Genomic DNA, 25,597 nt, shown 5'->3' with positions numbered 1-25,597 from the left:
GCCATGAATTACAACAAGACACTGGCACTGATTCCCGCACTCCTGCTGGCTGCCTGTGGCGGCGAAGAGCAGGCCATGAAACCGGACCTCGGCCCCGGCTCCGTGGTGTACACCTACCCGTCGGATGGGCAGGAGGGCATCAGCCCGACCGCCGATGTCGTGCTCCGGTTCTCTCACGCCATTACCGATGACGAAGCGACCATTCGCGACAAGATTCGACTGTCTGGCGATGCCGGCGCCGTCGATTACACCGTGACCAAAGTGGATAACGGTCGCAGTCTCAAGCTGTCACCTAGAGCCAATCTCAACGTGGGCTCCGGCTACTCCGTTACTTTCACCTCCCCCTTGGTCACCTCCGGATCCAACCCGGTGGGCACGCCGAATGCCCAGGGGCCTGACGGGATCCAGTTCACCACACGGGGCGGTTTCAGCGGCATCGCAGGCCTCGACAACCTGGCCACGGACTTCGCTGTGGCCCGGATGATTCCGGCACCGGACGGAGAGCTGCGCCCCACCGACTTCTCCACTTTCCGACTGCAACTCACCCAGCCAGTGCACCCGGACTGGCGGGCCATGGGCGGGCAGATCGTGCTGGAGGACAGCAGCGGCGCTACGGTACCGGCCGAAGTCATTGTTGATCAGCGCCGGATCACCCTCGATCCATGCCTGACTGACGAGCCGGTCGATTGCGGTTCGAAGACTGACGAACTGACCGCCGGCGCTACCTACACCCTGAAGGTGAAGGATCTGCCAAGCCTCACCAGCCCGGGCACCACGCTCAACTTCGAGAAGAGCTTCACCGCCCGGGAAACCGGGCCCACGGTTGTGCTGTTCCAGGAAGTGGTCGACTCTGGCCTGCTGTCGGGCCAGGAGGCACGAACCTCCAAGCTCAACGGCCAGATCATCAACGGTGTCACTCTCAACTCGGTACTCCAGGGCAATGCCGGCCCTTCCCAGCAGACCGGCGGCCTGTACGCCGAGCTGGCCTACGCACCATCGTTTGAAGCCAGCGAGCCGCTGCCGCTGCGGATTCCCAAGGGCAGCGTGCTGTCGAGCAGCAGCCTCGATGTGAAGATCAATGGTACCGTGCCGGTACTGAATGCCGAATCGGGCCAGCTGCAAACCACGGGCGACATCAAGGTCACGATGATCTCCGACGCCACCGGGTACTTGCTGCCGAACCCCTACACCGACGATCTCAGCGCCCCGCGCCACGTGAAGCTGTTCATGGATGTGTCCATGAACACCGAGAATGCGCAGCCCAACGCGTCGCTGACCCAGGATCTGCTCGGCGTTGAACTGAGCGGTATCGCCATCGTCGAGAACGGCATGTTGACCATCGACGCCATTGGCATTGTCGAGCCGGAGCTGCTTGGCCAGGAATACACTGATTCCACCATCGCCTTCCGGATTGAAGCAGCCACCGATGCCGATTCCGTACTGGACGCCGCCGAGTTGCGCACCCTGGACACCACAGGCCCACAGTTGGTGAGCTGGATGCCCGGTCCGGACAGCGCAGCGCCCGGTAATCGCGACCAGATGCAGCGCCCCGGCGATCCGATTGTGCTGAACTTTGACGAGCCGATTGATGAGGATTCCCTGGCCGATGGCCTGACCCTGGATGAGGGAGGCACGCCGCTGACGATCTCCGAAGGTACGCTCGAAGCCTACGTGGATGGAACGGCCGTGGTTATTAACCCGACCGGCGGTCTCGAACATGACATTGCCTACTCTCTAAACATCAGCGGGAGTCTAACGGATCTGGCGGGTAATTCCGCCATGAGCCAGTCCCTCGACTTTGCACTGCCTGCAATTGACAACGGTGCATCTGACTTGTCCGTTGCGTCTCCTCTGGCACTGACGACCTACCCTGGTTTCCCCTGCGTAACCACAGGTGTTGATCTGGACGCGGGTACCCACGGACAGTGTGTTGATGCCGCACCTGACGGCCCACGAGGCCAGGTATTGCCTGTAACAACTCTGCCGGAAGATCGTCCTATCGTCGTCGTGTTCTCCCAATCGATGGATCTGGGAACAATCCGGAAGGGTGAGACCTTCAAGGTAGAAAAGGTTAACAGCGACGGTACTTTCTCCGAAGTCGCCGGGCGCCTTGAAAAAAATAACCAGCGAATTCGCTTCTATCCAGATGAGCCATGGCAGGTTGGCACCCATTACCGCTATACCATGGCCTCAGTGGGTAGTCTTGATTGCGCCAGCGCTATTTGCTCCACCAAAGGCTATCCGCTGCAGACGGACTTGCTGGTTGATCCAGAGGACATTGGTGGTCCCAATATGGAGATCTACTTCAGGGGCACCGAAGCTACCAGAACCGTCTATACACCGCTGAGGAACCTGCCGATACGGGATGTGAATGCCAACTTCGTCGTCGATTGCACAACGGCAGGCGGGCAGGATTGCTTGGAACCTTTCGATCATGCGTCGGATGGCCAAGGTGGTTTCCTGCCTTCAGCAAACGCAGCCAAACTCATGGTTGTCGGAAAACAGGCAACGGCCCTCGGTGTTCCTGTTGGCGCAAGCGTTGGGTGCTCTGCATCCGAACAGTGCCCCGAGAGCAAATTCATCTATCAGACCTACGCGCTCAACACGGAAATCCTGGGCCCAACGACCGAGGAAGGAACCGGAAAGCCAGGCGTGCGGGTCTTGCTTTACCCCACTATGTTGGCAACAACCTCTGCTAGCGTGTTCCTTGACGGGTTCGGCGAACAGGCCACTGGCCCTCAAATCCTCCGCATGACTTATGGGGAACCCAGTGAAGGCAACCCATTGGGCCTTGTTGAAGGGATTATCGTCGAGGGTGAAGATGGAAAGCCAACGTTTAAAACCAAGACGACCGCAGATCTGACACTGGATGCACCCAACCTGTCACTGCCTCTGGCCTCTGCTCTTTCGCATGACCTTTATAGCAAAGAGTTCAGTCTCGATCTGGAGGGACCGATAACCTTCTTCGACGATGGGCGAATGCAGATCGAACAACGGAATAGCAACGTTCCGCCAATCGATGTGAACGTTGAAGTCGAAATCCCTCTGCTGGGTGGTTTCATCGACTTTCTCCAGTGCATCAATGGTGGCAACTCGCTTACTGAATGCCTCAGCGGATCTGGGACTGATAGCGGTGACATCAATATTCCATTGGAGATCCCGCGAGAAGGCGTTTATTTGAACTTCATCTCCAACCCCATCAAAGAGATTCCTGCCGAGCAGTAACTAGTAATCTCTCCACACAAGGCCAGTCTGCGGACTGGCCTTTTTTCCTTCAGAGTGGGAACCAGATTTTTCACCTGAACCACCAAACCTGTTAATCTGGTTGCACAACGAAACCGCAAACCAAAACAACAAGCCATCTGGAGAGACCCGTCATGGAAAACGGCACCCACTACCGCACCTGTCACCTTTGCGAGGCTATGTGTGGGGTAGCAATCGACGTGAAAGACGGCCGTATCGCCTCAATCAAGGGTGATGACAAGGATCCCTTCAGTCGCGGCCATATCTGTCCCAAGGCCGTTGCCCTGCAAGATCTGCACGAGGATCCGGATCGCCTGCGCAAACCGGTTCGCAAAACGGCGGCCGGCTGGCAGGAAATGGAGTGGGACGAGGCCTTCGACCTGGTGGCAGACAAGCTCCACCAGACCCGGAAAGACCACGGCCGGAACAGCATTGGCGTGTACCTCGGTAACCCCAACGTTCACAACCACGGTTCCCTGGTGACCACCATGCCGTTCCTGCGCGCCATCGGCAGCCAGAACCGGTTCTCCGCTACGTCCAACGATCAGTTGCCCCACATGCTGGCCAGCCTGGAAATGTTCGGGCACCAGATCCTGTTCCCCATTCCGGATATTGATCACACCGACCTGTTTATCTGCATCGGCGCCAACCCCATGGCCTCCAATGGCAGCCTGATGACCGTGCCGGATTTCCGGGGCAGGCTGAAGGCGTTGCAGCAGCGGGGTGGGCGCATGGTGGTGGTGGATCCGAGGCGCACCGAAACCGCCAAGCTGGCAGACCAGTTCCATTTTATCCGGCCGGGCACAGATGCCCTGATGCTGATGGCGATAGTTCATACCCTCTTCGAGGAGGACCTGGTGGACCTGGGGCCGGCGGAGCGACTGGTGAAAGATGTCGACCTGCTCCGTTTGGCAAGTCTGCCCTACACGCCGGAGGCGGTCAGCGATCATACCGGCGTGAGTGCAGACGACATTCGTTCCCTGGCCCGGGACCTGGCCACAACCCGCAAGGCGGCCCTGTATACCCGTATGGGCACCAGCACCCAGAGCTTTGGCGGTGTCACCACCTGGCTGGCCTACTGCCTGAACATTCTCACCGGCAAGCTCGACGCCCCGGGCGGCGTGCTGTTCACTCAACCGGCCATCGACCTCGTCGAACTGGGGGCGATGTCTGGCCAGAACGGCCATTTTGGCAAACGTTACAGCCGGGTGCGGAGCCTGCCGGAGTTCGCCGGCGAATACCCGGCCAGCACCATGGCCGATGAAATGCTGGCCCCCGGCGATGGCCAAATCCGCGCTTTCGTGACCGTGGCCGGCAATCCGGTGCTGTCGAGCCCGAACGGCCGCCGACTGGAAGAGGCTCTTGGCGGTCTGGAGTTCATGGTCTCTGTGGACTACTACCTGAACGAGACCACGTGCCACGCCGACGTGATACTGCCTCCCACGGCGGCGCTGGAACGGAGCCATTACGACCTGATTTTCAGCATGTTTGCGGTGCGCAATTTTGCCAAGTACAGCGAGGCGCTCTTCGATGCCGGCCCCGACAGCCGTCACGACTGGCAGATTTTACTGGAGTTGGCGCATCGCCTGGAGAAACGTCGCAAGGGCGGCCAACTGCCTCTGCGCGCCGAATTGGGCTGGCGCGCGTTCAAACAGATTGGTCCAGACCCGATCCTGGACATGTTGCTCAGGGCGGGCCCCTACGGTGCAGATGTCGGCCGGGTCCGTGGGGCCTTGCAGCCGGCGGTCGACCTGGCCATGGATATTCTGCCCAAACGGCACCCCCTGCGAGGGCTGGCCCAGCTCAGCCCGCTGAATCGTCGCTGGCAGGAGCTGCCAAAAGGCCTGTCGCTGAAAGCGCTGAAGGACAATCCCAATGGCGTGGACCTGGGTCCGCTGCAACCGTCACTCCCGGATCGCCTGTACACCCGCGACGGCAAGATCAACCTGGCGCCACGACGCTATCTGGAAGATCTGGGTCGCCTGCACGAGGCATTGACCGCCCCGTTCCCCGGGGCGCTGCAGCTGATCGGGCGGCGCCACGTTCGCAGTAACAACTCCTGGATGCACAACAGCCATCGCCTGGTGAAAGGCAAGGACCGCTGCACCCTGATGATCCACCCGAAAGACGCCAGCCGGCTGGGCCTGCAGGCATCCGACTCTGCGCAGATAAGCGCGGAGTCGCGGACAATCACCTTGCCTGTGGAAATCACCGAAGACATTATGCCTGGGGTAGTATCGATACCCCACGGCTGGGGGCACGATCGCGACGGCACCGGCCAGCGGATTGCTGCCGATCACGCCGGCGCCAGCATCAACGACGTACTTAGCGACGATAACGTTGATCCACTGTCCGGTACGTCCGTACTGAACGGGCAAACGGTGAACGTGAAGGTCTGGCGGCCGGAACGTCAACGCAAACGCGCCTGAACCGGGAGGAACAGCATGCCCCAGTGGCTGCAATGGAGTCTGATCATCGCCGGCCTGATGGCCATCGTTCTGCTGCTGGTGTTTATCCGCCGCCACGCGGCCCTGATTTCCGAGGGGCGTAAGCGGGAGAGCAAGGCGCGGGCGTTTCAGGCCAAGCGCCGCCAGGAGATGATCGAGAGCGTTCAGGTGATTGCGATGGCCATTGAGGCGGACCAGGTCGAATACTCGGAGGCGTGCCTCAGGCTCAAAGGCCTTCTTGACCACATTGAGCCCGAACTGCTTGAGCAGTCACCGTTTCATGTGTTTCAGCAAGTGCATGACCAGCTCCAGCACATGCCCACCCACCGGGCTAGACAGGCCACCGAAACCCGCTTTGTGGAGAAGATGGATCGTGAGCGCTTTGAGGTGGAAAAGCAGCACGCCGACGAGATTCGACGCGCGGCCACCGCCCTGCGTCTGCACCGGTTTCCTGCCGATCATTAGACGGGCAAGACCGACTGGTCAGACCGGCTTTTTGTAATTTTTTGTAACCAGAAGGCACGAGTCAGCGCTTCCTTTTTATTCAAAAACAGACAGTTGCGGTGCCCCAAAAAAGTGACGACACGCTCACGATGCGTTGCCCGCAACTATTGACTTTTCTTTTCTCCCGCAGGGTCTAACTTAAAAAGTAGGGCAGCATCCAGATCTCTGCGGCGGACGCAGCCCTACGTTGTTTTCTCCTGATACGTTTGGACGACTCTGCGATAAGCGGGTGAGCTTGCCGGCCATTTGGCCGGCTTTTTTAGGTTGTGCTGCGGGGATTTTGACTCGGGTGAGCAGGAGCGATCAGGGGTTACTGGCTCATCATGCCGGCCATGGCCATGACACTGTCCTTGCTCAGCACCAGCTCGTCGAATTGCTCCTCCACCTGCTCACGATTCAGGCCCAGGCGGTCGTAAACGCTCTGGCTCACGTCTTCGCCGGCGCCAAGGGCCACGCCTCTGGCGGTCAACAGCTGGCGTCCAAGCCACAGCAGTCTGGCATAAACATTCTGGTCACCGCTGTATTCGGGGTTCTTCTGGTAGCGAATGGCCAGGGTCACTTCATCGGGCATGCCCCAGTTTTCCATCAGTTGAGCGGCAATCTGCTCACGGGTGACTCCCAGCAGGTAGTGCTCAATCACCGAGGAATCGATGTCGGGATTGACTTCCAGGGATCGACACACCAGCTTGAAATGCGGTGGAAACACCTGCGCCAATACCAGGTGCCCGAAATTGTGCAACAGTCCCGCCAGGTAGGCGAGCCCGAACACCGGGCGCTCTCCCCGGGGCATCATGCTGGCCAGGATGCCGGCGGACTGGGCCTGCCAAATGGCCTGCTGCCAGTAGTCGACGTAGCCATCGGGGTGATCCTGAGGCTGTTTCAGGGCTCGGCCAAGAGAGAGCCCCATGGCCAGGTTCATCACCAGATCAAAGCCGAGCACACGTGAAACCGCGTCATGCACCGAACGGACCTGACCGGCTGCCGCATAGAACGAGGAAGAGGCCCAACTGACCACCTGGGCCGCCAGGCTGGGGTCGCTCTCGACGATATCCACCAGGTCTCCCATGACCGCGTTCGGGTTTACCCGAAGATGAATGATTCGCTGAGCGGTCTCCGGCAACGGGGGCAGTTCGAGCGTGTCTTCCAGCCGCTGCTGGATTCTCATGCCGGTGAATTTCTTGATGGCTGAATGGAGCTGGTCCCGGTCGCGGCCGTGGTCGGTGAGGTTCACGGCGATGGACTCGGGCGGCACCACAAAGCTGAAACGGTCCGCCTTGGCAGTAAGCAGCCGGAAATCCTCAGCCGGCATTACCATGGCCAGATTCTGCTCGCCCAGCTCCAGGGCCACTGCCGGTAACTCGTCCACTCGCGTGTCTACCACGGTGGGCCAGCCGGTCAGGGAGGGCAGCGCTGGCAAGGCCTTGAGCCCCGCCCGTTCACGCACGCGCACCTGCTCCCGACGCTTCATCAGGCGCAAATCCCGACCAAGCCTCTTGTTCAACTATTCCAGGTCAATCATATCGTCCTTGCGGCAGATGACCTGGAGGTTGCCCTGTCCATCGCTCAGCAGGACCATTCGAAGCAGTTCGCCGTGACTGGCCTGGCCGGCATCGCGCAATGATACCCCGGACGCGGAATCACCCAGTGCCTGCTGAACCGCAACAGGTAAATCCATAGTTCTCTCCCGAATGTTGCTGTTTTCTGTCGGAAATTCCGTTCCTGATCGGTTTCTTTATGCTCAGTATAGGGCAAACTCACCACCCGGGTATTGATCGAACTCCATTTCCAGACTCAAATTACGCCCCGGAATCGGAAACAGACGACCTCAGACGTCACCGTAACGGGTTTTCTCGCCCAACCAGCGGCGTACCAGGGCACGCACTACCTCCGGCTGCGCCATGAGCTCAGGCGCCATCTTCCGGACCGGCTCAATCCAGCCCTTGTCTCGCTCGAAATCCGCCAGCCTGAACTGCATCATACCGGTTTGCCGGGTGCCCAGAACCTCGCCCGGCCCCCGGATCTCGAGATCCTTCTCAGCAATAAAAAAGCCATCCTGACTGTCCCTGAGCGCCTGAAGCCGCGCCCGGCCATTCTCAGAGAGCGGCGGATGGTACATCAGCACGCAGAAACTCGCCTGCTCGCCACGGCCCACCCGGCCGCGCAGCTGATGCAGCTGGGCCAGACCGAGTCGCTCCGGATTCTCGATGATAATCAGTGAGGCATTGGGTACATCCACGCCCACTTCAATCACGGTCGTCGCCACCAGGAGGTCCAGATCTCCAGCCTTGAACTGATCCATCACCGCCGCCTTTTCCTGAGCCTTGAGCCGGCCATGCACCAGACCGACGTTCAGCTCTGGAAGCCGCTCCGCCAGCTCACCGGCGGTCACCTCTGCCGCCTGGCATTGCAGGGCTTCGGATTCTTCGATCAGGGTACACACCCAATAGGCCTGCCGTCCGTCGCGGCAGGCGTTCCGAACCCGGTCGATCACATCTTCCCGGCGGCTGTCGGGTATCACAATGGTCTCGATGGGCTTTCGGCCCGGCGGCAATTCGTCAATCACCGAAGTGTCGAGGTCGGCATAGGCACTCATCGCCAGCGTACGGGGAATCGGCGTTGCTGTCATGATCAGCTGGTGCGGCGCCAGGGCTCCTCCCACGCCTTTCTCCCGAAGGGCCAGCCGTTGATGGACCCCGAACCGGTGCTGCTCGTCGACAATCACCAGCGCCAGGCGCTGGAACGCTACCTCATCCTGGAACAGTGCATGGGTGCCGATCACCACCGCCGCCTCGCCGGAACTGACAGACGACAGGGCCTCGGTCCTCGCCCTGCCCTTGACCTTACCTGACAGCCACGCCAGCCGTATGCCCAGCGGCTCCAGCCAGGCCCGGAAATTCTGGAAGTGCTGTTCGGCGAGAATTTCCGTTGGCGCCATCAGGGCCACCTGGGCGCCAGCGCCAATGGCCTGCAGGGCCGCCAGGGCCGCGACCACGGTTTTACCGGAACCGACGTCGCCCTGCACCAGACGAAGCATGGGCAGGGGCTGACTCAGATCCTGCCGGATATCCGCCAGCACGTGGCGCTGGGCGCCGGTGAGTGAAAACGGCAGGGCATCGAGAAAGCGTTCCGGCAGGTCGCCGGTGGGCAAGAGCGGCAGGGCCTCACGGGCCTGGATCTGTTCACGCACCTGGAGCAGGCTCAACTGGTGCGCCAGCAGCTCCTCCATGACGAGCCGTTGCTGGGCGGGATGGCGACCCTCCATCAGCAGGTGAACCGGAGCATTTGCTGGCGGGGCATGCACCAGTTGCACGGCTTCTGTAATGGCTGGCAGTTGGTACTCGGCCAACAGGTGTTCCGGCAGCCAGTCCCTGATCGGATAGCGCTGCAGATAGCCCAGGGCCTGCTGGCACAGGGAGCGCACCCGGGGCTGCTGAATGCCTTCGGTCAGGGGGTAGACCGGTGTCAGCGTGGCCTGACCTTCCGGCGACATGGGCGGCGGGTTAACCTGGTACTCCGGGTGATAAAATTCGTAGCCTGCCCGGCCTGGCCGAACCTCACCGAAGCAGCGCACTCTTGCCCCCTCGCTCAGCTGGTTCTTCTGGGCGGCGTTGAAATGAAAAAACCGCATGACGAGGAACCCGGAACTGTCTCTGAGTGTTACCTGCAGGCTGCGGCGCCGACCCATCACCAGGTCGGCCTTCATTACCTCCCCTTCCACCACCGCCACATCGCCGATACGCAGACTGCCCATGGGCACAACCCGGGTCCGGTCCTCATAGCGATGCGGAAGATGAAAAAGGAGATCCTGAAGCGAGTCGATACCCAGCTTGGCAAGCTTCTCCGCCAGGGCGCTTCCTACGCCCTTGAGCTGGGTGACCGGGATGTCATCCAGTGACGTCATGGGAAGACTCAGGCACTTTCGGCCACGGCAGGTGTATCCGTCTTGGCTTTTTCGATCACCCGGCACTGGCTCGCTGCCAGTGAGAGCACGTCAATCGCCTTGGGCCGTGGGAAGGTTACCCGCCACGCCAGAGCCACCGTGCGGAACGGCACCGGCGGGGCAAACGGGCGCACCGCCAGGATATCCTCGTGGTACTGCATGGCGGTAGCCGCCGACAACGGCAGCACGGTAATGCCGAGGCCGGACGCCACCATGTGGCGAATGGTTTCCAGGGAGCTACCCTCAGTAACCAGTGCCGGCGAGCCGGTATCGGCACGGTGGGTCACGGCTTCCACCAGCGGTGGGCAGGACTCCAGCACCTGGTCACGGAAACAGTGACCGGGACCAAGCAGCAGCAGCTGTTCACGGGCCAGTTCATCGGCGGTCAACTGGTCTTTCGCGGCCAACGGATGCCCCGCCGGCAACAACACCACGAAGGGTTCGTCATACAACGGCAGTGTCACCACCTCTGGCTCTTCGAAGGGCAGCGCGATGATGATGGCATCCAGTTCCGACTGGCGGAGCTTCTGCCGCAGGTTGGCCGTGTAGTTTTCCTCGATGTACAAGGGCATTTCCGGCGCCGCCCGCCTCAGTTCCGGTAGCAGGTGCGGGAACAGATAGGGACCGATGGTGTAGATGGCACCGACTTTCAAAGGCGAGTTGAGCTGATTCTTGCCGTCCTGGGCCATGTCCCGGATCAGGCCGACCTGGTCCAGTACCCGCTGGGCCTGCTCAATGATCCGCTGGCCCGTCTCGGTGACCCGGATGCTGCTCTTGCTGCGTTCAAACAGGGGGATGCCCAGCTCATCCTCAAGCTTTTTCACGGCAACGCTGAGGGTTGGCTGGCTGACATGGCAGCGCTCGGCGGCCCGGCCAAAATGCCTTTCACGGGCCAGCGTAACGACGTATCGTAACTCGGTGAGAGTCATGGTGAGCTCCGGTCAGATCGATGCGGGTCGAAGTTTCACTTATTTATGAGCTAAAGCATAAGGATTGAAATTGTCTATGGCAATCACTGAACACAGCGAGCGCCCCCGAATCCTGATTGCCGGCTGCGGCAAGCTCGGTGGGGCCATCGCTTCCCGCCTTGCGGGCGACGCCGACGTATTCGGCCTGCGCCGGAATCCCGATCAGGTACCGGCCGGAGTGACCGGTATTGGGGCCGACCTGACCCGACCGGAAACGCTCGCCGGAAGGCTGCCCGATCGCCTGGATATCATTCTGTACTGCCTCACGCCGTCGAGCTATGACGAGGAAGGGTATCGCAATGCCTATGTCACCGGCCTGAAAAATCTGCTCGACGCCCTGGGCGGCCAGTCGCTGCGACACCTGTTCTTTATCAGCAGCACCAGCGTCTACGCTCAGGATGATGACAGCTGGGTGGATGAATCCAGTGCCACAGAGCCGGCACGCTTCAGCGGCCAACTGGTACTGGCCGGCGAACAGGTGGCCCTTGAAAGCGGCCACCCGGCCACGGTGATTCGTTTCAGCGGTATCTATGGCCCGTCGCGCCGGCGCTTCCTGGAAGAGGTGATTGCCGGACGGATGGACCCGCAGTCACCGGCGCCATTCAGCAACCGCATTCATGAGCAAGACGCGGCCGAGGCCGCCGCGTATCTGATCAGGCAGTCGCTTGCAGGCAAACAGCTTGAACCCCACTATATCGCCAGCGACTGTGAGCCAGTGCGGCTGGACGAAGTGGTCCGCTGGGTGCAGCAACAAACGCCATGCGCGGAGCCTACTCCCGATGCTCGAAAAGGCGGCAGGGCGGGCAGCAAACGCTGCTCCAATACCCGTCTCCTGGCCACCGGCTTCACCTTCCGCTATCCGGATTTTCGGGCGGGCTACCGGCCAATGATCGATAACCTCACCGGCTGAGAACGCAAAAAGGCGGCCAGGGCCGCCTTTTCTGTCTGCTGGAACCGGAATCCGGAATCAGCTGAGCACCATCACCGCTTCCATTTCAATGGGCACGCCCTTGGGCAACGCGGCAACACCCACCGCGGCACGGGCCGGGTAAGGCTCCTGGAAGTAAGTCGCCATGATTTCATTCACGGTGGCAAAGTTCGCCAGGTCGGTCATGTAGATATTGAGTTTTACAATATCCTTGAGTTCGCCGCCCGCTGCCTCACAGACCGCCTTGAGGTTGTCGAACACCTGACGGGTCTTGGCGGAGAAATCACCGGGTACCACCTCCATGGTTTCGGGCACCAGAGGAATCTGGCCAGACAGGTACACCGTGTCACCGGCTTTTACTGCCTGGGAGTAGGTACCAATCGCCTGGGGGGCATTCTCGGTCTGGATTACGGATTTGTTGGTCATGACCCTAGTATTCCTCGTTTGCAAAACGCCAATCGTCACCCCTGGGCTGTGCGACTGTCAACCGGGCTTTGGTCGCGGTCAGTGCCGTACTCGACTGATGTGAGTGATGGCCCGGATGTTACGAATCCGCCGCATCACCCGTGCCAGGTGCTTGCGCCCGTTCACGTGGACCACAAGGCTGACAACCCCGAAGCGGGCGTTCTGCTCCTCCACGTTGATGCGCTCGATGTTGCCGTCGGCCATGGCCACCGCATTGGCCATCTCGGCAATCACTCCACGCTGGCGCTCAAGCTCAACGCGGAGTTCCACGGAAAACTCGTCGGTAATATCCTTGGCCCACTTGAGGTGCGTCAGGCGGGCCCGCCCCTCATCGTCCTCCGGCAACCGGGAACAGGTGTCCGAGTGGATAATCATGCCACGACCGGAATCCATCACGCCCACTACCGGGTCGCCCGGGATAGGCTTGCAACAGCTGGCGAAACGCACCAGCAGCCCTTCCGTGCCCCGAATAGTAACCGGACTATGGTTGCCACCCTCGATATCCCGGGTTTCTCCGCTGGTTTCAGCAGCTTCGGAGCCGGTCACCAGTTGCCGCGCCACCAGATACGCCATACGGTTTCCGAGTCCGATATCGCTGATCAGGTCGTCAAAGCTGTTCACCTGGTTGTGATTGACCACCGCCTGCTTCTGGGCATCACTGATCTCGGAAAGCCGGGTGCCAAAGCCCTTCAGGGAGCGCTTGAGCAGCGTGCGACCCAGTTCCAGGGATTCCGCCCGCTTCTGGCTCTTGAGGACATGGCGGATGCTGCTTCGGGCCTTGCCGGTGACCACGAAGCTCAGCCACGCCGGGTTCGGACGGGCTCCCGGAGCGGTGATGATCTCGACGGTCTGCCCACTCTGCAGCGGCTGACTCAGGGAGCCCAGATTACGGTTGATCCGGCAGGCAACCGTGGCGTTGCCGATGTCGGTGTGGATAGCGTAGGCGAAATCCACCGGCGTCGCGCCGCTGGGCAGCTCCATGATGCGGCCCTTGGGCGTGAACACGTAGATTTCATCGGGGAACAGATCCACCTTCACGTGCTCGATGAACTCCATGGAGTCGTCGGCCCGCTCGCGCATCTCCATCAGCCCTTTCACCCAACGGTCCACTCGGGCCTGATTCACGCTGGTGACACTGCTTGGCTCGTTCTTGTACATCCAGTGGGCGGCAATACCATTGTTGGCAATGTGCTCCATTTCCTCGGTGCGGATCTGGATCTCGATGTTCACATGCATGCCAAACAGCGTGGTGTGCAGGGACTGGTAGCCGTTTGCCTTAGGCATGGCGATGTAATCCTTGAAACGGCCCGGCAGCGGCTTGTACAGGCTGTGCACCGCACCCAGGATGCGATAGCAGTCATCCTCGGTATCGGTGATGATCCGGAAGGCATACACATCCATGATTTCGTGGAAGGATTTCTGCTTGAACTTCATCTTGTTGTAGATGCTGTTCAGGTGCTTTTCCCGGCCCAGGATCCGGCCAGGCAGCCCCCTCTCCTCGAGCTTTTCCTGCAGTTTGCCGCGGATATCTTCAATAATTTCCCGATGGCTCCCCCGCAGTTTCTCAACTGCCTTGGAGATGTATTTGGAGCGCATGGGGTACAGGGAGGAGAAACCCAGGTCCTCCAGTTCGGTGCAGATGGAATGCATGCCGAGCCGGTTGGCAATGGGGGCATAGATGTCCAGGGTCTCGTTGGCGATGCGCTGGCGTTTCTCGTAGGGCATGGGCCCGAGGGTGCGCATGTTGTGCAGGCGGTCCGCCAGTTTTACAAGGATCACGCGGATGTCCCGGGCCATGGCCAGGGTCATTTTCTGGAAGTTCTCGGCCTGGGCTTCCGCCCGGGACCGAAACTCAATCTGGGTAAGCTTGCTGACGCCATCCACCAGTTCCGCCACATCCTCGCCGAACTGCTCGGCCAGGGCATCCTTGGGAATGCCGGTGTCTTCGATCACGTCGTGAAGCATGGCGGCCATCAGGCTCTGATGGTCCAGTCGCAGATCGGCAAGAATATGGGCAACGGCCAGGGGGTGAGTAATGTAGCGGTCGCCGCTTTTGCGCATCTGGCCCTCGTGGGCCTGTTCGGCGTAATAGTAGGCCCGTCGCACCTGATTGATGCGATTGGTATCCAGATAGGAGCTCAGCTCCCTGGCCAGCCCTTCAACCGTCGCCTCTGCCGACACCGCGCCTCCACAAGCTCATGAAATTCAGGGACAAAAAAACCCGAATGCACGCATCCGGGTCCTTCCATAGTCCTTCCAGCAACGCTCTATAGCTACACTATAAAACCGCGGGGACAGATTTCAATGCGTCTCACTTGCGCACAGGTACTTATATACCTGTTTTGCGCAGATCGCTTACTCGTCGTCGTCTTCCTTGAGCAGATCCCGAGTAATCTTGCCTTCGGCGATTTCGCGCAGGGCAATCACCGTCGGCTTGTCGTTCTCTTCGGCCACCATCGGCTCGGCGCCCTTGGTCGCGAGCTGACGGGCACGCTTGGTAGCCAGCATGACCAGCTGGAAGCGGTTATCAACGTTTTCCAGGCAATCTTCTACGGTAACTCGTGCCATAACTTCCCCGACAAATAAAATGACTGATTCAGCAGACTGCACAGTTTACTGTGACCGGTGCAATTTGTATACAGGAAAACCCCCTACTGCGCCGGGTCCGAGAGTCCCGCCAGCAGATCCCGGTGCCTTGTTTGCTGCACCGTCATACGAAGGCGCTGGGCCCGCACAATGGCCAGCAAATCCGCCAGGGCGGTGGCAAAATCATCGTTGACCACCAGGAAATCAAACTCCACCGCGTGGCGACATTCTTCCCTGGCCTCGGCAAGTCGGCGCTCCACCACGTCCGGCGCGTCGGTCCCGCGACCCACAAGTCGCTCACGCAACACTTCCGGCGACGGCGGGACGATAAAAATACAGACACATTCGGGCATCAACCGGCGAACCTGGGCCGCGCCCTGCCAGTCGATCTCCAGGATGACATCCTGCCCCCTGGCCAGAGTCTCACGAACCCAGATGTGGGAGGTGCCGTAGTAGTTGCCAAACACGTCGGCGTGCTCCAGGAAATCACCCCGGGCGATCATGGCCTCGAACTCGGCGCGATCAACGAAGTGATAATTCACCCCGTTCTGCTCACCCGCGCGCATGGCCCGGGTGGTATGGGAAATCGACACGCCCAGCTGGCTATCATTGCGAAGCATTTCCGCCACCAGGCTGGTTTTGCCGGCGCCGGACGGCGCCGAAATCACATAGAGGGTACCCTTCTCAGCTGCCTCAACTGCGTGCTCAACTGCCTGACTCATAAGGCGAGAACTCCAAAACTGGCTCCAACGGCCGCCCCTGCGCCAGCCGCTAAAACACGGAATTATACGGACTTTGGCAAATCACCGCACCCCGGGGCGCCGTCAGCTGATACTATTGCCACCACTGACACCGGACCCAGAAACCAAGCCATGCGCACCACCATCGACATCACTCTCACCGAACCGGGCAAGGCGATTGATGCCCTGAGCCAGGCCCCGGGGCTGCCGAAGGAGCTTTCAAAGCAGAAACTCAAGGACGCGATGACCAAAGGGGCCTGCTGGTGGACCCACAAGGGCAAACGACTGAGGCTGCGACGAGCGACCAAAGAGCTCAAGCCAGGCGTTCGCCTGGAGTTATTCTACGATGAGTCGGTGCTGGCCCGGAAACCGGCCGAACCGATGCTGCTTGCGGACTTCGGCCGCTACACCGCGTGGTTCAAACCCCACGGCGTGCTGGCCCAGGGCTCCCAGTGGGGTGACCATTGCAGCCTCCTGCGGTTGGCCGAAACCCGACTGAACAAACCCTGCTTTCTGGTCCACCGGCTGGACGCCGATGCGGCCGGACTGATGCTGATAGCCCACGACCCCAAGGCGGCGGGGGCGCTCTCAAAGCAGTTCAGCGAACGATCCATGACCAAGCACTATCGGGCCAGGGTGAGCGGATTACTGGACATCAAGGATCAGTCTGTCGATGCGCCAGTCGAGGGAAAGCCCGCACTCAGCAGGGTCTCAACCCTGGAAACCGACCAGGAGAACCAGACATCCTTGCTGTCCGTCACCATTGAAACCGGGCGCAAGCACCAGATTCGCCGCCACCTGGCGGGCCTGGGACATCCCATCATCGGCGATCGTCTCTACGGACGCCCCGCCAAACAGCCGCTACAGCTGCTGGCCGTTTATCTCGCCTTCGACTGCCCGCTGACCCGGCAGAAACGCGAGATCGAACTGCCCGGGGAACTGGACACGCTCGAGGGTAACTGAGGCCCGGGCAAGCCTGCGTCACTCCAGGTTCTGCACCTGCTCACGCATCTGCTCGATCAAGACCTTCAGATCAACCGCAACACGTGTCACGCCGGCATCAATGCTCTTGCTGCTCAGGGTGTTGGCCTCCCGGTTCAGCTCCTGCATCAGGAAATCCAGCCGGCGACCGATGGCATCGTCGTTCTTGAGGGTGTCCGTCACTTCGCCGATGTGGGCATCCAGACGATCCAGCTCCTCGGCCACGTCGCTCTTCTGGGCCAGCATCACCATCTCCTGGGCCACCCGTTCGGCATCGAGCTCAACGCGGGCTTTTTCAAAGCGTTCCCGCAGATTCTTTTCCTGGGCTTCCAGCAACTCCGGCATACGCTGGCGCACGTCCGCCACCAGCTTCGCCATGGCGTTCAGGCGATCCTCGAACAAAGGCCTCAGCCGTTCGCCCTCGCGCTCGCGCACCGAGGCAAGCTCGGCCACGGTTTGCTTGAACAGTCCAACGGCGGCCTCTTTTGCAGGACCATAGTCCTGCTCCGGCACCGAAAGCACGCCCGGCCATCGGAGAATATCCAGCGCGTTGATGTGCGCCGGGTTATCGAGCATCTTGTTGATGTGGTTGGCGGCTTCATTGACCGCCTGGGCCATATCCTCACTGACCTCGAAACTCTGGACGCCTTTCTCAGCGGACTGCAGGCGCATGGACACATCCACCTTGCCGCGTTTCAGATGGGTACGCAGGGCCTCCCGAAACCGGTTTTCAAGCTCCCGGAAGGCGTCCGGCAACCGGAATGAGGGCTCCAGGTAGCGGTGGTTAACCGTCCGGATTTCGCAGGTGAGCGTGCCCCACTCCCCCTGGACATCCTTACGGGCAAACGCTGTCATACTTCGGATCATTTCAGTGCCGCTCCTGTTTGCAACATGCACTCGAGTTTAACAGGCTCTTAACGTCATCCGCGAACCGGACAAACGGCACAGGCCATCGTGTTATACTCACGGGCCTTTTCGACAAACCACCGACCGGGTCGCGGCCCGGACATTCAATACAGACTTCAGGAAATACTATGCGTCCAAGCGGCAGAACGCCCGAGCAACCGAGAGATGTTCGAATCACCCGCAACTACACCCGACACGCCGAAGGTTCCGTACTGGTGGAATTCGGCGACACCAAGGTTATCTGCACCGCGTCCGTCGAAAACAAGGTTCCCCCGTTTCTGCGGGGCGAAGGCAAGGGCTGGATCACCGCGGAATACGGCATGCTGCCCCGCTCCACCGGCAGCCGCATGGGCCGGGAAGCCGCTCGCGGCAAACAGGGCGGGCGCACCGTTGAAATCCAGCGACTGATTGGCCGCTCCCTGCGCGCTGCGGTGGATCTCGAGGCCCTGGGTGAGCACACCATCACCGTTGACTGCGACGTCATTCAGGCCGACGGCGGCACCCGAACTGCGGCCATCACAGGTGGCTGCGTGGCACTGGTGGATGCCCTCAACCATCTGGTTGCCGAGAAGCGGCTGAAGAAATCCCCCCTCAAGCAGATGGTCGCGGCTCTGTCCGTTGGCGTCTACAAGGGCACACCGGTGGTGGACCTGGACTATCCGGAAGACTCCGAGGCGGAAACCGACATGAACGTGATCATGACCGACCGGGGTGGCTTTATCGAGATCCAGGGAACTGCTGAAGGCGCGCCGTTTGATCAGGCGGAGCTGGACAGCATGCTGACTCTGGCGAAGCAGGGTATTGAAGAGTTGTTCGGGATTCAGAAGGCGGCTTTGGAGAGCTGATTACTGCAGAGCAGGTCGCCCGCGTGCCCGGAGGGGGAAGCCTTTCCGGGACACGCTACAAGCACATCCCTGTGCGCTCGGCTCCTGCCTTCCCTGGCCGGAGACGGTCCCGGAAAGGCTTCCCCCTCCGAACCCGCTACGTTTCGGTGACACTCCAAGGCTCGGGGCGTCTATCTGGCTTCGTTTTCCCAGACTGTAGAGGGCCATGGATGGCCCGATGCAAGCGCACAGGGATGTGCTCGTAGCGTGTCTGGGGAAACGGAGCCAGATAGGCGCCCTTCCCCAAACCTTAAAAGCCGATTTCTATATCGTAGTCCATAATCACGGGCGCGTGATCGGAGAAACGGGTGGCGTCGTCGATCCAGCCGTCGAGAATGGTCTTGCGGATACCTGGTGTCAGCAACTGGTAGTCGACACGAATGCCGGCGTTCTTGCGGGAACCTTCGGCCTGCTCGGGCCACCAGGTGAACTGGTTGCTCTGCTTGTTGATCTCACGGAAGCCATCCACGCAGCCCATCTCATCGAACAGACGATCCAGCCACGCACGTTCGTGGGGCAGGAAGCCCGAGAAATCCAGCTTGTGGTACAGGGGGCTCGCGTCGGTCACGTGATGGGCAGTCTGCAGGTTGGCGCAGAAGATGAACTGGCGGCGCTTGCGCAGGGTCTTTTGCATGTGCAGGCCAAAGGCCTCCATAAACTCGTCCTTGTGATCCAGCACCGTGAGGTCGTCTTCACCGACGGGCTCTTCCTCGCGCCCCAGGGCGCAAGGGGCCAGCACACAGGCCACAGAGACCTTGTCGAAATCGGCCTGGATGAACCGGCCCTCGCGGTCTGCCTGCTCGTTGGCAAAGCCGTACATGATGGCCTTCGGGAAATGCCGGGTGTAGATGCCTACCCCACCGTCCTCGTTCTTCTCGCCATCGATGAAATAGGCCTCGTAGCCCTCGGGAATCAGATTGTAGTCCTCAATCTCGTACGCCCGCATGCGGTGGTCCTGCACGCAGACGACATCAGCATCCTGCCGCGCCAGCCAGTCGAAAAAGCCTTTTTCAACGGCCTGAGCGAGGCCATTGACGCTGATTGATACTACCCGCATACGTGTTCCCTGATTCGGTTTGTGTGTATGATACCGTTTTTACGCGCTAATTAAAGACGAACACCCGCCAGAAGCCTTGCCATGCACGACTATCAGCAGACATTTATCGAATTCGCCATCCGCCGGAACGTTTTGCGATTCGGCGAGTTCACGCTCAAGTCTGGCCGTACCAGCCCGTACTTTTTCAACGCAGGCCTGTTCAACACCGGGGACGACCTGCTTCAGCTAAGCAAGGCCTATGCCGCTGCCATAGAACGCAGCGGGCTGGATTATGACATCATTTTCGGTCCTGCCTATAAGGGCATTCCGTTGGCCACCGTCACCGCCATGGCCCTGGCTACAGACGGTAACAGCAAACCCTTTGCCTTTAATCGCAAGGAAAAGAAAGATCATGGTGAGGGCGGCAACATCGTAGGTGCACCCTTGCAGGGCAAGGTGCTGATTGTCGACGATGTGATTACCGCCGGAACGGCTATTCGGGAGTCCATTGACCTTATTCGCGAGGCCGGTGCCGAACCCGCCGGCGTGCTGATTGCTCTGGACCGCCAGGAGCGGGGCAACGGCGAACTGTCCGCCATACAGGAAGTGGAACAGGAGTTCGGAATTCCGGTGGTCAGCATCATTTGCCTGGATCAGGTTCTGAACTACCTGCAGTCCAACACCGGGTTTGCGGAGCACGCCAGCAGGGTAGCCAGTTACCGAGACCGTTACGGAGTCTGACTGATGACCAAACGCCTGACTGAACGCTCACTGAAAGCAACGGTGCTGGCGCTGGCCCTGGGATTGTCTACCCAGGCTGCGGCCAACATGTACCGTTATACGGATGAGAACGGCCAGGTGGTGATCAGCAACACCATTCCCCAGGAAGCCACCAAACGCGGATACGACATCCTCGGAACCAATGGCCGGGTGATTGAAACCATTCCGCCGGCGCCCACCGAAGAGGAAATCGCCGCCCGGGAGGCGGAAAAGCAGCGTCAGAAGGCCCTGGCGGAGCAGCGGGAGCAAGACCGCCTGCTCCTCAAACGGTTTAGCCACCCGGATCAGGCAGTTAAGGCCATGTACCGCAAGATCCGCGAGCTTGAGGGCCTTATCCAGCTCAAGCGCGGCAATATCTCGGTCATCTCCAGCCAACTGGATGCCGAGCAGAGCCGTGCCGCAGACCTGGAAAGGGCCGGACGGGATATTCCAGAGGCAACCCTGGAAAAAATTCGGCGCCTCGAAGCACAGATTCGGGACATTGAGCGCGAAATTGCTGCCCAGACTCAGGAAATCGAAGCGCTGCGGGACGCCTTTGAGGCCGACATCGAACGTCTTGAGGAAATCACTGAACAGGCCCGCACCCTTCCACTTGATCCGGAAGAAGCCAACGAGCAATAGCAGAGGACATCCCGGGCAACGCGAAGTCCAGGGGAGATTCACGGAAAGATGAGACACAAAAAAGGGGCTCCGCATCACGGAGCCCCTTTTTTATCCCGGCGGACTGTCTGTGACAGTCGCCTTACCTCATTCAGGCAGAAGCAGTGCTCTTCTTGGCTGTGGAGGTGGATTTGCGAGCGGTGGACTTGCGAGCCGCCGGCTTCTTGGCTTCCACGGACTTCTTGGCGTCCTGGGCAGCTTCAGACACATCTTCCGCTGCTTCAGAAACAGCGTCTGCGCCTTCAGCGGCTTCTTTTTCCAGCTTGGCCACCAGCTCTGCGGCAAAGTTGCCGAAGCGGCTGTTCAGGCTGCGCAGCTGATCGAACAGGCTGTCACTGTAGCCGTTGTAACGCTTGCGCAGGGTCTTCACGCTGTATTCACGCGCCTCGGACTCCAGCTTCTCGGCGTAATCGAACGGCTTGGAAGACAGCTTCTTCTGCTGCTCTTCAGCGGCGTTGATGCCCTTCTCTACGATGTCCTGCAGTTGTTCCTGATAGCTCTTGAGCTTACCCATGTTGGTTCTCCTTGATTACCTGAAAGTTCCAAGGCCGTATGGGTTGATCCGCACCGGCCTTTCTTCAATTTCAGGATCAAAGTTACGGGTAAAAATTAGAATGTTCATACTAAAACCCGAAATCGGGTTTAAACGGGGCCATACGCGGTTTTACGGATTATTCACTTGAACCGTTGAGCGCGGCTGGCATAATTGCGCACTGGTTCGAGGCCCGTCTCCCCGTTTTATTCAGGCTCCATACGTTGTCAAACCGTTCGCCGGCCCCGTGCCGCCCGTATGTGAGTAGTCGATGCTTTACGCTACAACCTTTGATCGCCGTACCGTCCTGTCTGCCCTGACACTGCTGGCCTGCCTGATTCTGTCCGGGTGCCAGGAAGATTCGAGGGCCACGAAAACCAGCACCCAGCGGGCTTCAGAGCTGGCGGATTCGCGACTGGATCAGGCGACCGATGGCCTGCTCAACACACTAGGACAAGCCCGCACCCATGCGGGCGACGCGTCCATTTCGCCAAGAGAATTGCGTTGGAATGCACCGCTGACCAGGGAAGACGGCTCAGCGTTGGCGCCGGGACAGATTGCCGGCTTCCGGATTTACTTCCGGCTGCGGCACCAGGCCAGCTACCAGGTGATTCGCATCGACAGCCCCTCCATTACCCGGTACGCCCTGGACGGGCTCCCGGCCGGAGCCTACGAATTCACCATTACCACCGTAGACAACGAAGGCCTGGAGAGCCGGCGCTCCGAGCCCGTGGCCGTCGATCTCATCTGAGATTGGACTACCAGCGGAAAATGACCCAGCTCGGCACCAGCATGTCGGACTCGGTTTCGCGGATCCAGCCGCCGCCGTCAGCCGGCACCAGATAGTATTCCGCCCCCACGTCGGGCACCACCTTGATTTCCATAAGCTGGCCGTTGACCCGGTATTCATAGAAGACTTCGTTCTCACCGGGCCGGATCACGATCTGCGGACCCTCACTGGCCGGCTGATAGTCCGAAATCACCACCGGTTCCTTCGGCGTTGCCACAGGTGTCTCATCAAGCGCGCCGGAATCCTGGGCGAGCGCGGCCAGAGGCAGGCTGGCGAGCAACAGAGCCGGGCAGGCGATTCGTTTCATTTTCGTGATACCCTCTTGTCCATTCATTTGATCACAGAGTTGCACAAGCCATTCCACGCTTCAATCAGATTCCGGACCTGTTTTGACATGACCAGCAAAAACACTCCCCCAGTGGTTCTTGTGGACGGATCGTCCTATCTTTTCCGCGCTTATCACGCACTGCCGCCGCTGACTACAAGCAAGGACCACCCCACCGGAGCCATCAAGGGGGTGATCAGCATGATCCGCCGCCTGGAGCAGGATTTTCCCGGCTCCAAGATGGTGGTGGTGTTCGACGCCAAGGGCAAAACTTTCCGTCATGAGATGTACGAGGAGTACAAGGCCAACCGTCCGCCAATGCCGGACGACCTGGCCTGCCAGATCGAGCCGATTCACGAGATCGTGAAGGCCATGGGGCTGCCGATGCTGATCGTCAGTGGCGTTGAGGCCGACGACGTGATCGGCACCCTGGCTAACGAAGCCACCAGCAAGGGCATTGATGTGGTGGTGTCTACCGGCGACAAGGACATGGCGCAACTGGTCAGCGATCATGTCACCCTGATCAACACCATGACCGAGACCCGCATGGACCGGGACGGGGTGGTGGAAAAGTTCGGCGTCACCCCTGAGCAGATCATTGATTACCTGGCCCTGGTGGGCGACAAGGTGGACAACATTCCGGGGGTCAACAAATGTGGCCCGAAAACCGCAGTAAAGTGGCTGCAGACTTACGACAATCTGGACAACCTGATCGAGCATGCCGATGAGATCAAGGGCAAGATCGGGGAATACCTTCGTGAAGCCACCGATACCCTGCCCCTGAGCCGGGAGCTGGCCACCATCCGCACCGATGTCGAGCTGGATTTTGGCCTGGAAGATCTCAAGCTGCGGGAACAGGACGATGACCAGTTGCTTGAACTGTTCCGGGAATACGAATTCAAGAGCTGGATTGCCGAACTGGAAAACGGCGAGGGCCACCCGGGCAACGCCAGTCATCCCGCAAACGGGGAGGAGTCAAGCCAGAAAGCGGGGTCCACCTCTGGGCAGACCGGCGGTAACGCTTCGCGCTCCCGCAACTACAGTGTTGTGACCAATCAGAAAAGCCTAGACAGCTGGCTCAAGAGGCTCAGGGAGGCTGACCTGTTTGCCTTCGACACCGAAACCACCAGCCTGCGCTATATTGATGCCGAGATTGTGGGCGTGTCCTTTGCTATAGAACCGGGCGAGGCAGCCTATGTACCGCTTGCGCACGACTACATGGGGGCTCCCGAACAGCTCGACCGGGACGAGGTCCTCAACCAGCTGAAGCCGTTACTGGAAGACCCGAAGCTCGCCAAGGTGGGACAGAACCTCAAGTACGACAAAAACGTGCTCGCCAACCACGGCATCAACCTCGAAGGCATTGCCGAGGACACCATGCTCGAGTCCTACGTGCTGAACTCGGTGGCCACCCGCCACGACATGGACAGCCTGGCGATGTATTACCTGAATGAGAAGACCATCAGCTACGAGTCAATCGCCGGCAAGGGTGCCAAACAGTTGACCTTCAACCAGATCGAACTGGAACAGGCCGCGCCATACGCCGCGGAAGATGCCGATATCACCCTGCGGCTGCACCAGGCCCTGAAACCCAGACTGGAAGAGACCGGCAAGCTGGCCTCTGTTTACCGCGAGATCGACCTGCCACTGGTGCCGGTGCTGTCCCGCATGGAGCAGCGCGGCACCCTGATCAGCGCCAGCACCCTGCGCCAGCACAGCCAGGAACTGGCCGAGCGCATGGCGGAACTGGAAAAAGAAGCCCACGACGTGGCTGGTGAGACCTTCAACCTCGGCTCCACCAAGCAGCTGCAAGCCCTGTTCTACGACAAGCTTGGCCTGCCGGTGATCAAGAAAACACCGAAGGGCGCTCCGTCCACGGCCGAGCCGGTGCTGCAGGAACTGGCCCATGAGCACGAGTTGCCGCGCCTGATCCTGGAACACCGGAGCCTGAGCAAGCTCAAGTCCACCTATACCGACACCCTGCCAGAGCTGATTCACCACCGCACCGGCCGTGTGCATACCTCCTACCACCAGGCGGTCACCGCCACCGGTCGGCTGTCCTCCTCCGAACCCAACCTGCAGAACATTCCCATTCGCAGTGAACAGGGGCGGCGCATCCGCCAGGCATTCATCGCGCCGGAGGGTTTCAAACTGGTGGCGGCGGATTACTCACAGATCGAGCTGCGGATCATGGCCCACCTGTCCGGCGACAAGGGTCTGTTGAAGGCGTTCGAGAAAGGCGAGGACATTCACAAGGCCACGGCCGCCGAAGTCTTTGGCGTGAGCCTGGACGAGGTCTCCGCCGATCAGCGGCGCAGTGCCAAGGCCATCAACTTCGGCCTGATCTACGGCATGTCGGCCTTTGGCCTGTCCCGCCAGCTGGATGTGGAGCGCAAGCTGGCCCAACAATACATCGACCGTTATTTCGAGCGCTACCCCGGCGTGCTCAAGTACATGGACAACATCCGCAAGCAGGCCCACGACGACGGCTTCGTGGAAACCCTCTTTGGCCGGCGCCTGTACCTGCCCGAGATCAACGCCCGTAACAAGCAGATGCAGCAGGCGGCCGAGCGCACCGCCATCAACGCGCCCATGCAGGGCACGGCGGCTGACATCATCAAACGTGCCATGGTCGAGGTGGAGAGCTGGCTGCTGCGTGAGCACGCCGATGATGCCCGCATGACCATGCAGGTGCACGACGAACTGATTCTGGAAGTTCGGGAATCGGCCCTCGACAAGATTCGTGATGGCCTGGTGCAGCGCATGTCGGCAGCCGCTGACCTGCACGTGCCTCTGCTGGTGGAGGCCGGCGCGGGGGACAACTGGGACGAGGCCCACTGACCCGGTCCAAATGAGGGCATGGACGCCCGTTTACGCACCGA

20 protein-coding genes and 1 pseudogene are annotated in these 25,597 nt (G+C 60.2%); 10 read left to right on the top strand and 11 right to left on the bottom strand.

Annotated elements, in window-relative coordinates; genetic code table 11:
* Window positions 1-3: 3 nt before the first annotated feature.
* The 3 genes from AC0J1C_RS02440 (at window position 4) to AC0J1C_RS02430 (ending at window position 6,155) form a co-directional block, all read left to right on the top strand.
* A complete protein-coding gene (locus AC0J1C_RS02440; protein WP_473045479.1) occupies window positions 4-3,225 on the top strand; it encodes an Ig-like domain-containing domain in 3,222 nt (1,073 codons plus the stop codon).
* A 152-nt stretch (window positions 3,226-3,377) separates the two neighbouring features.
* Window positions 3,378-5,672 (top strand): molybdopterin-dependent oxidoreductase, encoded by a 2,295-nt coding sequence (locus AC0J1C_RS02435; protein WP_473045478.1) that lies wholly within the window; start codon window positions 3,378-3,380, stop codon window positions 5,670-5,672.
* A gap of 15 nt (window positions 5,673-5,687) precedes the next feature.
* Window positions 5,688-6,155, top strand: a complete 468-nt coding sequence (locus AC0J1C_RS02430) for a DUF2489 domain-containing protein (protein ID WP_473045477.1) — start codon at window positions 5,688-5,690, stop codon at window positions 6,153-6,155.
* Between the two features lie 349 nt (window positions 6,156-6,504).
* On the opposite strand, the pseudogene AC0J1C_RS02425 reads toward AC0J1C_RS02430, so the two are convergent.
* From AC0J1C_RS02425 to AC0J1C_RS02415, 3 genes and pseudogenes are all read right to left on the bottom strand, one after another.
* Window positions 6,505-7,869, bottom strand: a pseudogene (locus AC0J1C_RS02425) (HDOD domain-containing protein).
* A gap of 150 nt (window positions 7,870-8,019) precedes the next feature.
* Window positions 8,020-10,095 (bottom strand): ATP-dependent DNA helicase RecG, encoded by a 2,076-nt coding sequence (gene recG / locus AC0J1C_RS02420; RefSeq protein ID WP_473045476.1) that lies wholly within the window; start codon window positions 10,093-10,095, stop codon window positions 8,020-8,022.
* A gap of 8 nt (window positions 10,096-10,103) precedes the next feature.
* Window positions 10,104-11,063, bottom strand: a complete 960-nt coding sequence (locus AC0J1C_RS02415; protein ID WP_473045475.1) for a hydrogen peroxide-inducible genes activator — start codon at window positions 11,061-11,063, stop codon at window positions 10,104-10,106.
* 76 nt (window positions 11,064-11,139) lie between these two features.
* On the opposite strand from AC0J1C_RS02415, the gene AC0J1C_RS02410 reads away from it, so the two are divergent.
* Window positions 11,140-12,012 (top strand): NAD-dependent epimerase/dehydratase family protein, encoded by an 873-nt coding sequence (locus tag AC0J1C_RS02410; RefSeq protein WP_473045473.1) that lies wholly within the window; start codon window positions 11,140-11,142, stop codon window positions 12,010-12,012.
* 57 nt (window positions 12,013-12,069) lie between these two features.
* On the opposite strand, the gene AC0J1C_RS02405 is transcribed toward AC0J1C_RS02410, so the two are convergent.
* The 4 genes from AC0J1C_RS02405 to gmk form a co-directional block, all read right to left on the bottom strand.
* Entirely contained in the window at window positions 12,070-12,456 is a 387-nt protein-coding gene (locus AC0J1C_RS02405) for a RidA family protein (protein ID WP_091990479.1), read from the bottom strand.
* A 78-nt stretch (window positions 12,457-12,534) separates the two neighbouring features.
* Window positions 12,535-14,676 (bottom strand): RelA/SpoT family protein, encoded by a 2,142-nt coding sequence (locus tag AC0J1C_RS02400; RefSeq protein ID WP_473045472.1) that lies wholly within the window; start codon window positions 14,674-14,676, stop codon window positions 12,535-12,537.
* 174 nt (window positions 14,677-14,850) lie between these two features.
* On the bottom strand, window positions 14,851-15,063 hold the full coding sequence (gene rpoZ / locus AC0J1C_RS02395; protein WP_305967263.1) for a DNA-directed RNA polymerase subunit omega: 213 nt from the start codon (window positions 15,061-15,063) through the stop codon (window positions 14,851-14,853).
* Window positions 15,064-15,146: 83 nt separating this feature from the next.
* Window positions 15,147-15,803: a guanylate kinase gene (gene gmk / locus AC0J1C_RS02390; RefSeq protein WP_375192509.1), complete on the bottom strand. Its 657-nt coding sequence runs from the start codon at window positions 15,801-15,803 to the stop codon at window positions 15,147-15,149.
* A 150-nt stretch (window positions 15,804-15,953) separates the two neighbouring features.
* Here gmk and AC0J1C_RS02385 point away from each other — a divergent pair, with 150 nt between their 5' ends.
* Window positions 15,954-16,784 (top strand): RluA family pseudouridine synthase, encoded by an 831-nt coding sequence (locus AC0J1C_RS02385; RefSeq protein ID WP_473045471.1) that lies wholly within the window; start codon window positions 15,954-15,956, stop codon window positions 16,782-16,784.
* An 18-nt stretch (window positions 16,785-16,802) separates the two neighbouring features.
* Here AC0J1C_RS02385 and AC0J1C_RS02380 read toward each other — a convergent pair whose 3' ends face one another.
* Window positions 16,803-17,669, bottom strand: coding sequence for a YicC/YloC family endoribonuclease (locus tag AC0J1C_RS02380; protein ID WP_473045470.1), 867 nt, complete (start codon window positions 17,667-17,669; stop codon window positions 16,803-16,805).
* A gap of 167 nt (window positions 17,670-17,836) precedes the next feature.
* On the opposite strand from AC0J1C_RS02380, the gene rph reads away from it, so the two are divergent.
* Window positions 17,837-18,553 carry a ribonuclease PH gene (gene rph, locus AC0J1C_RS02375; protein WP_473045469.1) on the top strand — a complete coding sequence of 239 codons (717 nt, stop codon included), beginning with the start codon at window positions 17,837-17,839 and terminating at the stop codon, window positions 18,551-18,553.
* 289 nt (window positions 18,554-18,842) lie between these two features.
* Here the strand turns inward: rph and AC0J1C_RS02370 are convergent, their stop codons facing one another.
* On the bottom strand, window positions 18,843-19,649 hold the full coding sequence (locus tag AC0J1C_RS02370) for an exodeoxyribonuclease III (RefSeq protein WP_473045468.1): 807 nt from the start codon (window positions 19,647-19,649) through the stop codon (window positions 18,843-18,845).
* A gap of 81 nt (window positions 19,650-19,730) precedes the next feature.
* Between AC0J1C_RS02370 and pyrE the strand changes: the two genes are divergently transcribed.
* Complete coding sequence (gene pyrE, locus AC0J1C_RS02365) at window positions 19,731-20,369, top strand: orotate phosphoribosyltransferase (protein WP_375192514.1); 639 nt, start codon at window positions 19,731-19,733, stop codon at window positions 20,367-20,369.
* 3 nt (window positions 20,370-20,372) lie between these two features.
* On the top strand, window positions 20,373-21,029 hold the full coding sequence (locus AC0J1C_RS02360; protein WP_473045467.1) for a DUF4124 domain-containing protein: 657 nt from the start codon (window positions 20,373-20,375) through the stop codon (window positions 21,027-21,029).
* Between the two features lie 130 nt (window positions 21,030-21,159).
* Here AC0J1C_RS02360 and AC0J1C_RS02355 read toward each other — a convergent pair whose 3' ends face one another.
* Entirely contained in the window at window positions 21,160-21,582 is a 423-nt protein-coding gene (locus AC0J1C_RS02355) for a hypothetical protein (protein WP_473045466.1), read from the bottom strand.
* 289 nt (window positions 21,583-21,871) lie between these two features.
* Between AC0J1C_RS02355 and AC0J1C_RS02350 the strand changes: the two genes are divergently transcribed.
* Window positions 21,872-22,351: a fibronectin type III domain-containing protein gene (locus tag AC0J1C_RS02350; RefSeq protein ID WP_473045465.1), complete on the top strand. Its 480-nt coding sequence runs from the start codon at window positions 21,872-21,874 to the stop codon at window positions 22,349-22,351.
* A 7-nt stretch (window positions 22,352-22,358) separates the two neighbouring features.
* On the opposite strand, the gene AC0J1C_RS02345 is transcribed toward AC0J1C_RS02350, so the two are convergent.
* Window positions 22,359-22,697, bottom strand: coding sequence for a DUF2782 domain-containing protein (locus tag AC0J1C_RS02345; RefSeq protein ID WP_473045464.1), 339 nt, complete (start codon window positions 22,695-22,697; stop codon window positions 22,359-22,361).
* A gap of 87 nt (window positions 22,698-22,784) precedes the next feature.
* Between AC0J1C_RS02345 and polA the strand changes: the two genes are divergently transcribed.
* Window positions 22,785-25,556 (top strand): DNA polymerase I, encoded by a 2,772-nt coding sequence (polA, locus tag AC0J1C_RS02340; protein ID WP_473045463.1) that lies wholly within the window; start codon window positions 22,785-22,787, stop codon window positions 25,554-25,556.
* The last annotated feature ends 41 nt before the right edge of the window (window positions 25,557-25,597 follow it).

The sequence above is a fragment of the Marinobacter sp. E2 genome (genome assembly GCF_055755345.1).
Note: the sequence above shows the minus strand (reverse complement) of the source record. Positions and strands in the feature narration are given on the sequence as shown.

Excerpts from the sequence above, each read along its gene's own strand:
- AC0J1C_RS02415 (WP_473045475.1), bottom strand. The coding sequence starts at position 11,063 with ATGACTCTCACCGAGTTACGATACGTCGTTACGCTGGCCCGTGAAAGG.
- polA (WP_473045463.1), top strand. The coding sequence starts at position 22,785 with ATGACCAGCAAAAACACTCCCCCAGTGGTTCTTGTGGACGGATCGTCC.
- AC0J1C_RS02380 (WP_473045470.1), bottom strand. The coding sequence starts at position 17,669 with ATGATCCGAAGTATGACAGCGTTTGCCCGTAAGGATGTCCAGGGGGAG.
- AC0J1C_RS02360 (WP_473045467.1), top strand. The coding sequence starts at position 20,373 with ATGACCAAACGCCTGACTGAACGCTCACTGAAAGCAACGGTGCTGGCG.
- AC0J1C_RS02350 (WP_473045465.1), top strand. The coding sequence starts at position 21,872 with ATGCTTTACGCTACAACCTTTGATCGCCGTACCGTCCTGTCTGCCCTG.
- pyrE (WP_375192514.1), top strand. The coding sequence starts at position 19,731 with ATGCACGACTATCAGCAGACATTTATCGAATTCGCCATCCGCCGGAAC.
- recG (WP_473045476.1), bottom strand. The coding sequence starts at position 10,095 with ATGACGTCACTGGATGACATCCCGGTCACCCAGCTCAAGGGCGTAGGA.
- AC0J1C_RS02430 (WP_473045477.1), top strand. The coding sequence starts at position 5,688 with ATGCCCCAGTGGCTGCAATGGAGTCTGATCATCGCCGGCCTGATGGCC.
- AC0J1C_RS02355 (WP_473045466.1), bottom strand. The coding sequence starts at position 21,582 with ATGGGTAAGCTCAAGAGCTATCAGGAACAACTGCAGGACATCGTAGAG.
- AC0J1C_RS02385 (WP_473045471.1), top strand. The coding sequence starts at position 15,954 with ATGCGCACCACCATCGACATCACTCTCACCGAACCGGGCAAGGCGATT.
- AC0J1C_RS02440 (WP_473045479.1), top strand. The coding sequence starts at position 4 with ATGAATTACAACAAGACACTGGCACTGATTCCCGCACTCCTGCTGGCT.
- AC0J1C_RS02405 (WP_091990479.1), bottom strand. The coding sequence starts at position 12,456 with ATGACCAACAAATCCGTAATCCAGACCGAGAATGCCCCCCAGGCGATT.
- AC0J1C_RS02345 (WP_473045464.1), bottom strand. The coding sequence starts at position 22,697 with ATGAAACGAATCGCCTGCCCGGCTCTGTTGCTCGCCAGCCTGCCTCTG.
- rpoZ (WP_305967263.1), bottom strand. The coding sequence starts at position 15,063 with ATGGCACGAGTTACCGTAGAAGATTGCCTGGAAAACGTTGATAACCGC.
- AC0J1C_RS02410 (WP_473045473.1), top strand. The coding sequence starts at position 11,140 with ATGGCAATCACTGAACACAGCGAGCGCCCCCGAATCCTGATTGCCGGC.
- AC0J1C_RS02370 (WP_473045468.1), bottom strand. The coding sequence starts at position 19,649 with ATGCGGGTAGTATCAATCAGCGTCAATGGCCTCGCTCAGGCCGTTGAA.
- rph (WP_473045469.1), top strand. The coding sequence starts at position 17,837 with ATGCGTCCAAGCGGCAGAACGCCCGAGCAACCGAGAGATGTTCGAATC.
- gmk (WP_375192509.1), bottom strand. The coding sequence starts at position 15,803 with ATGAGTCAGGCAGTTGAGCACGCAGTTGAGGCAGCTGAGAAGGGTACC.
- AC0J1C_RS02435 (WP_473045478.1), top strand. The coding sequence starts at position 3,378 with ATGGAAAACGGCACCCACTACCGCACCTGTCACCTTTGCGAGGCTATG.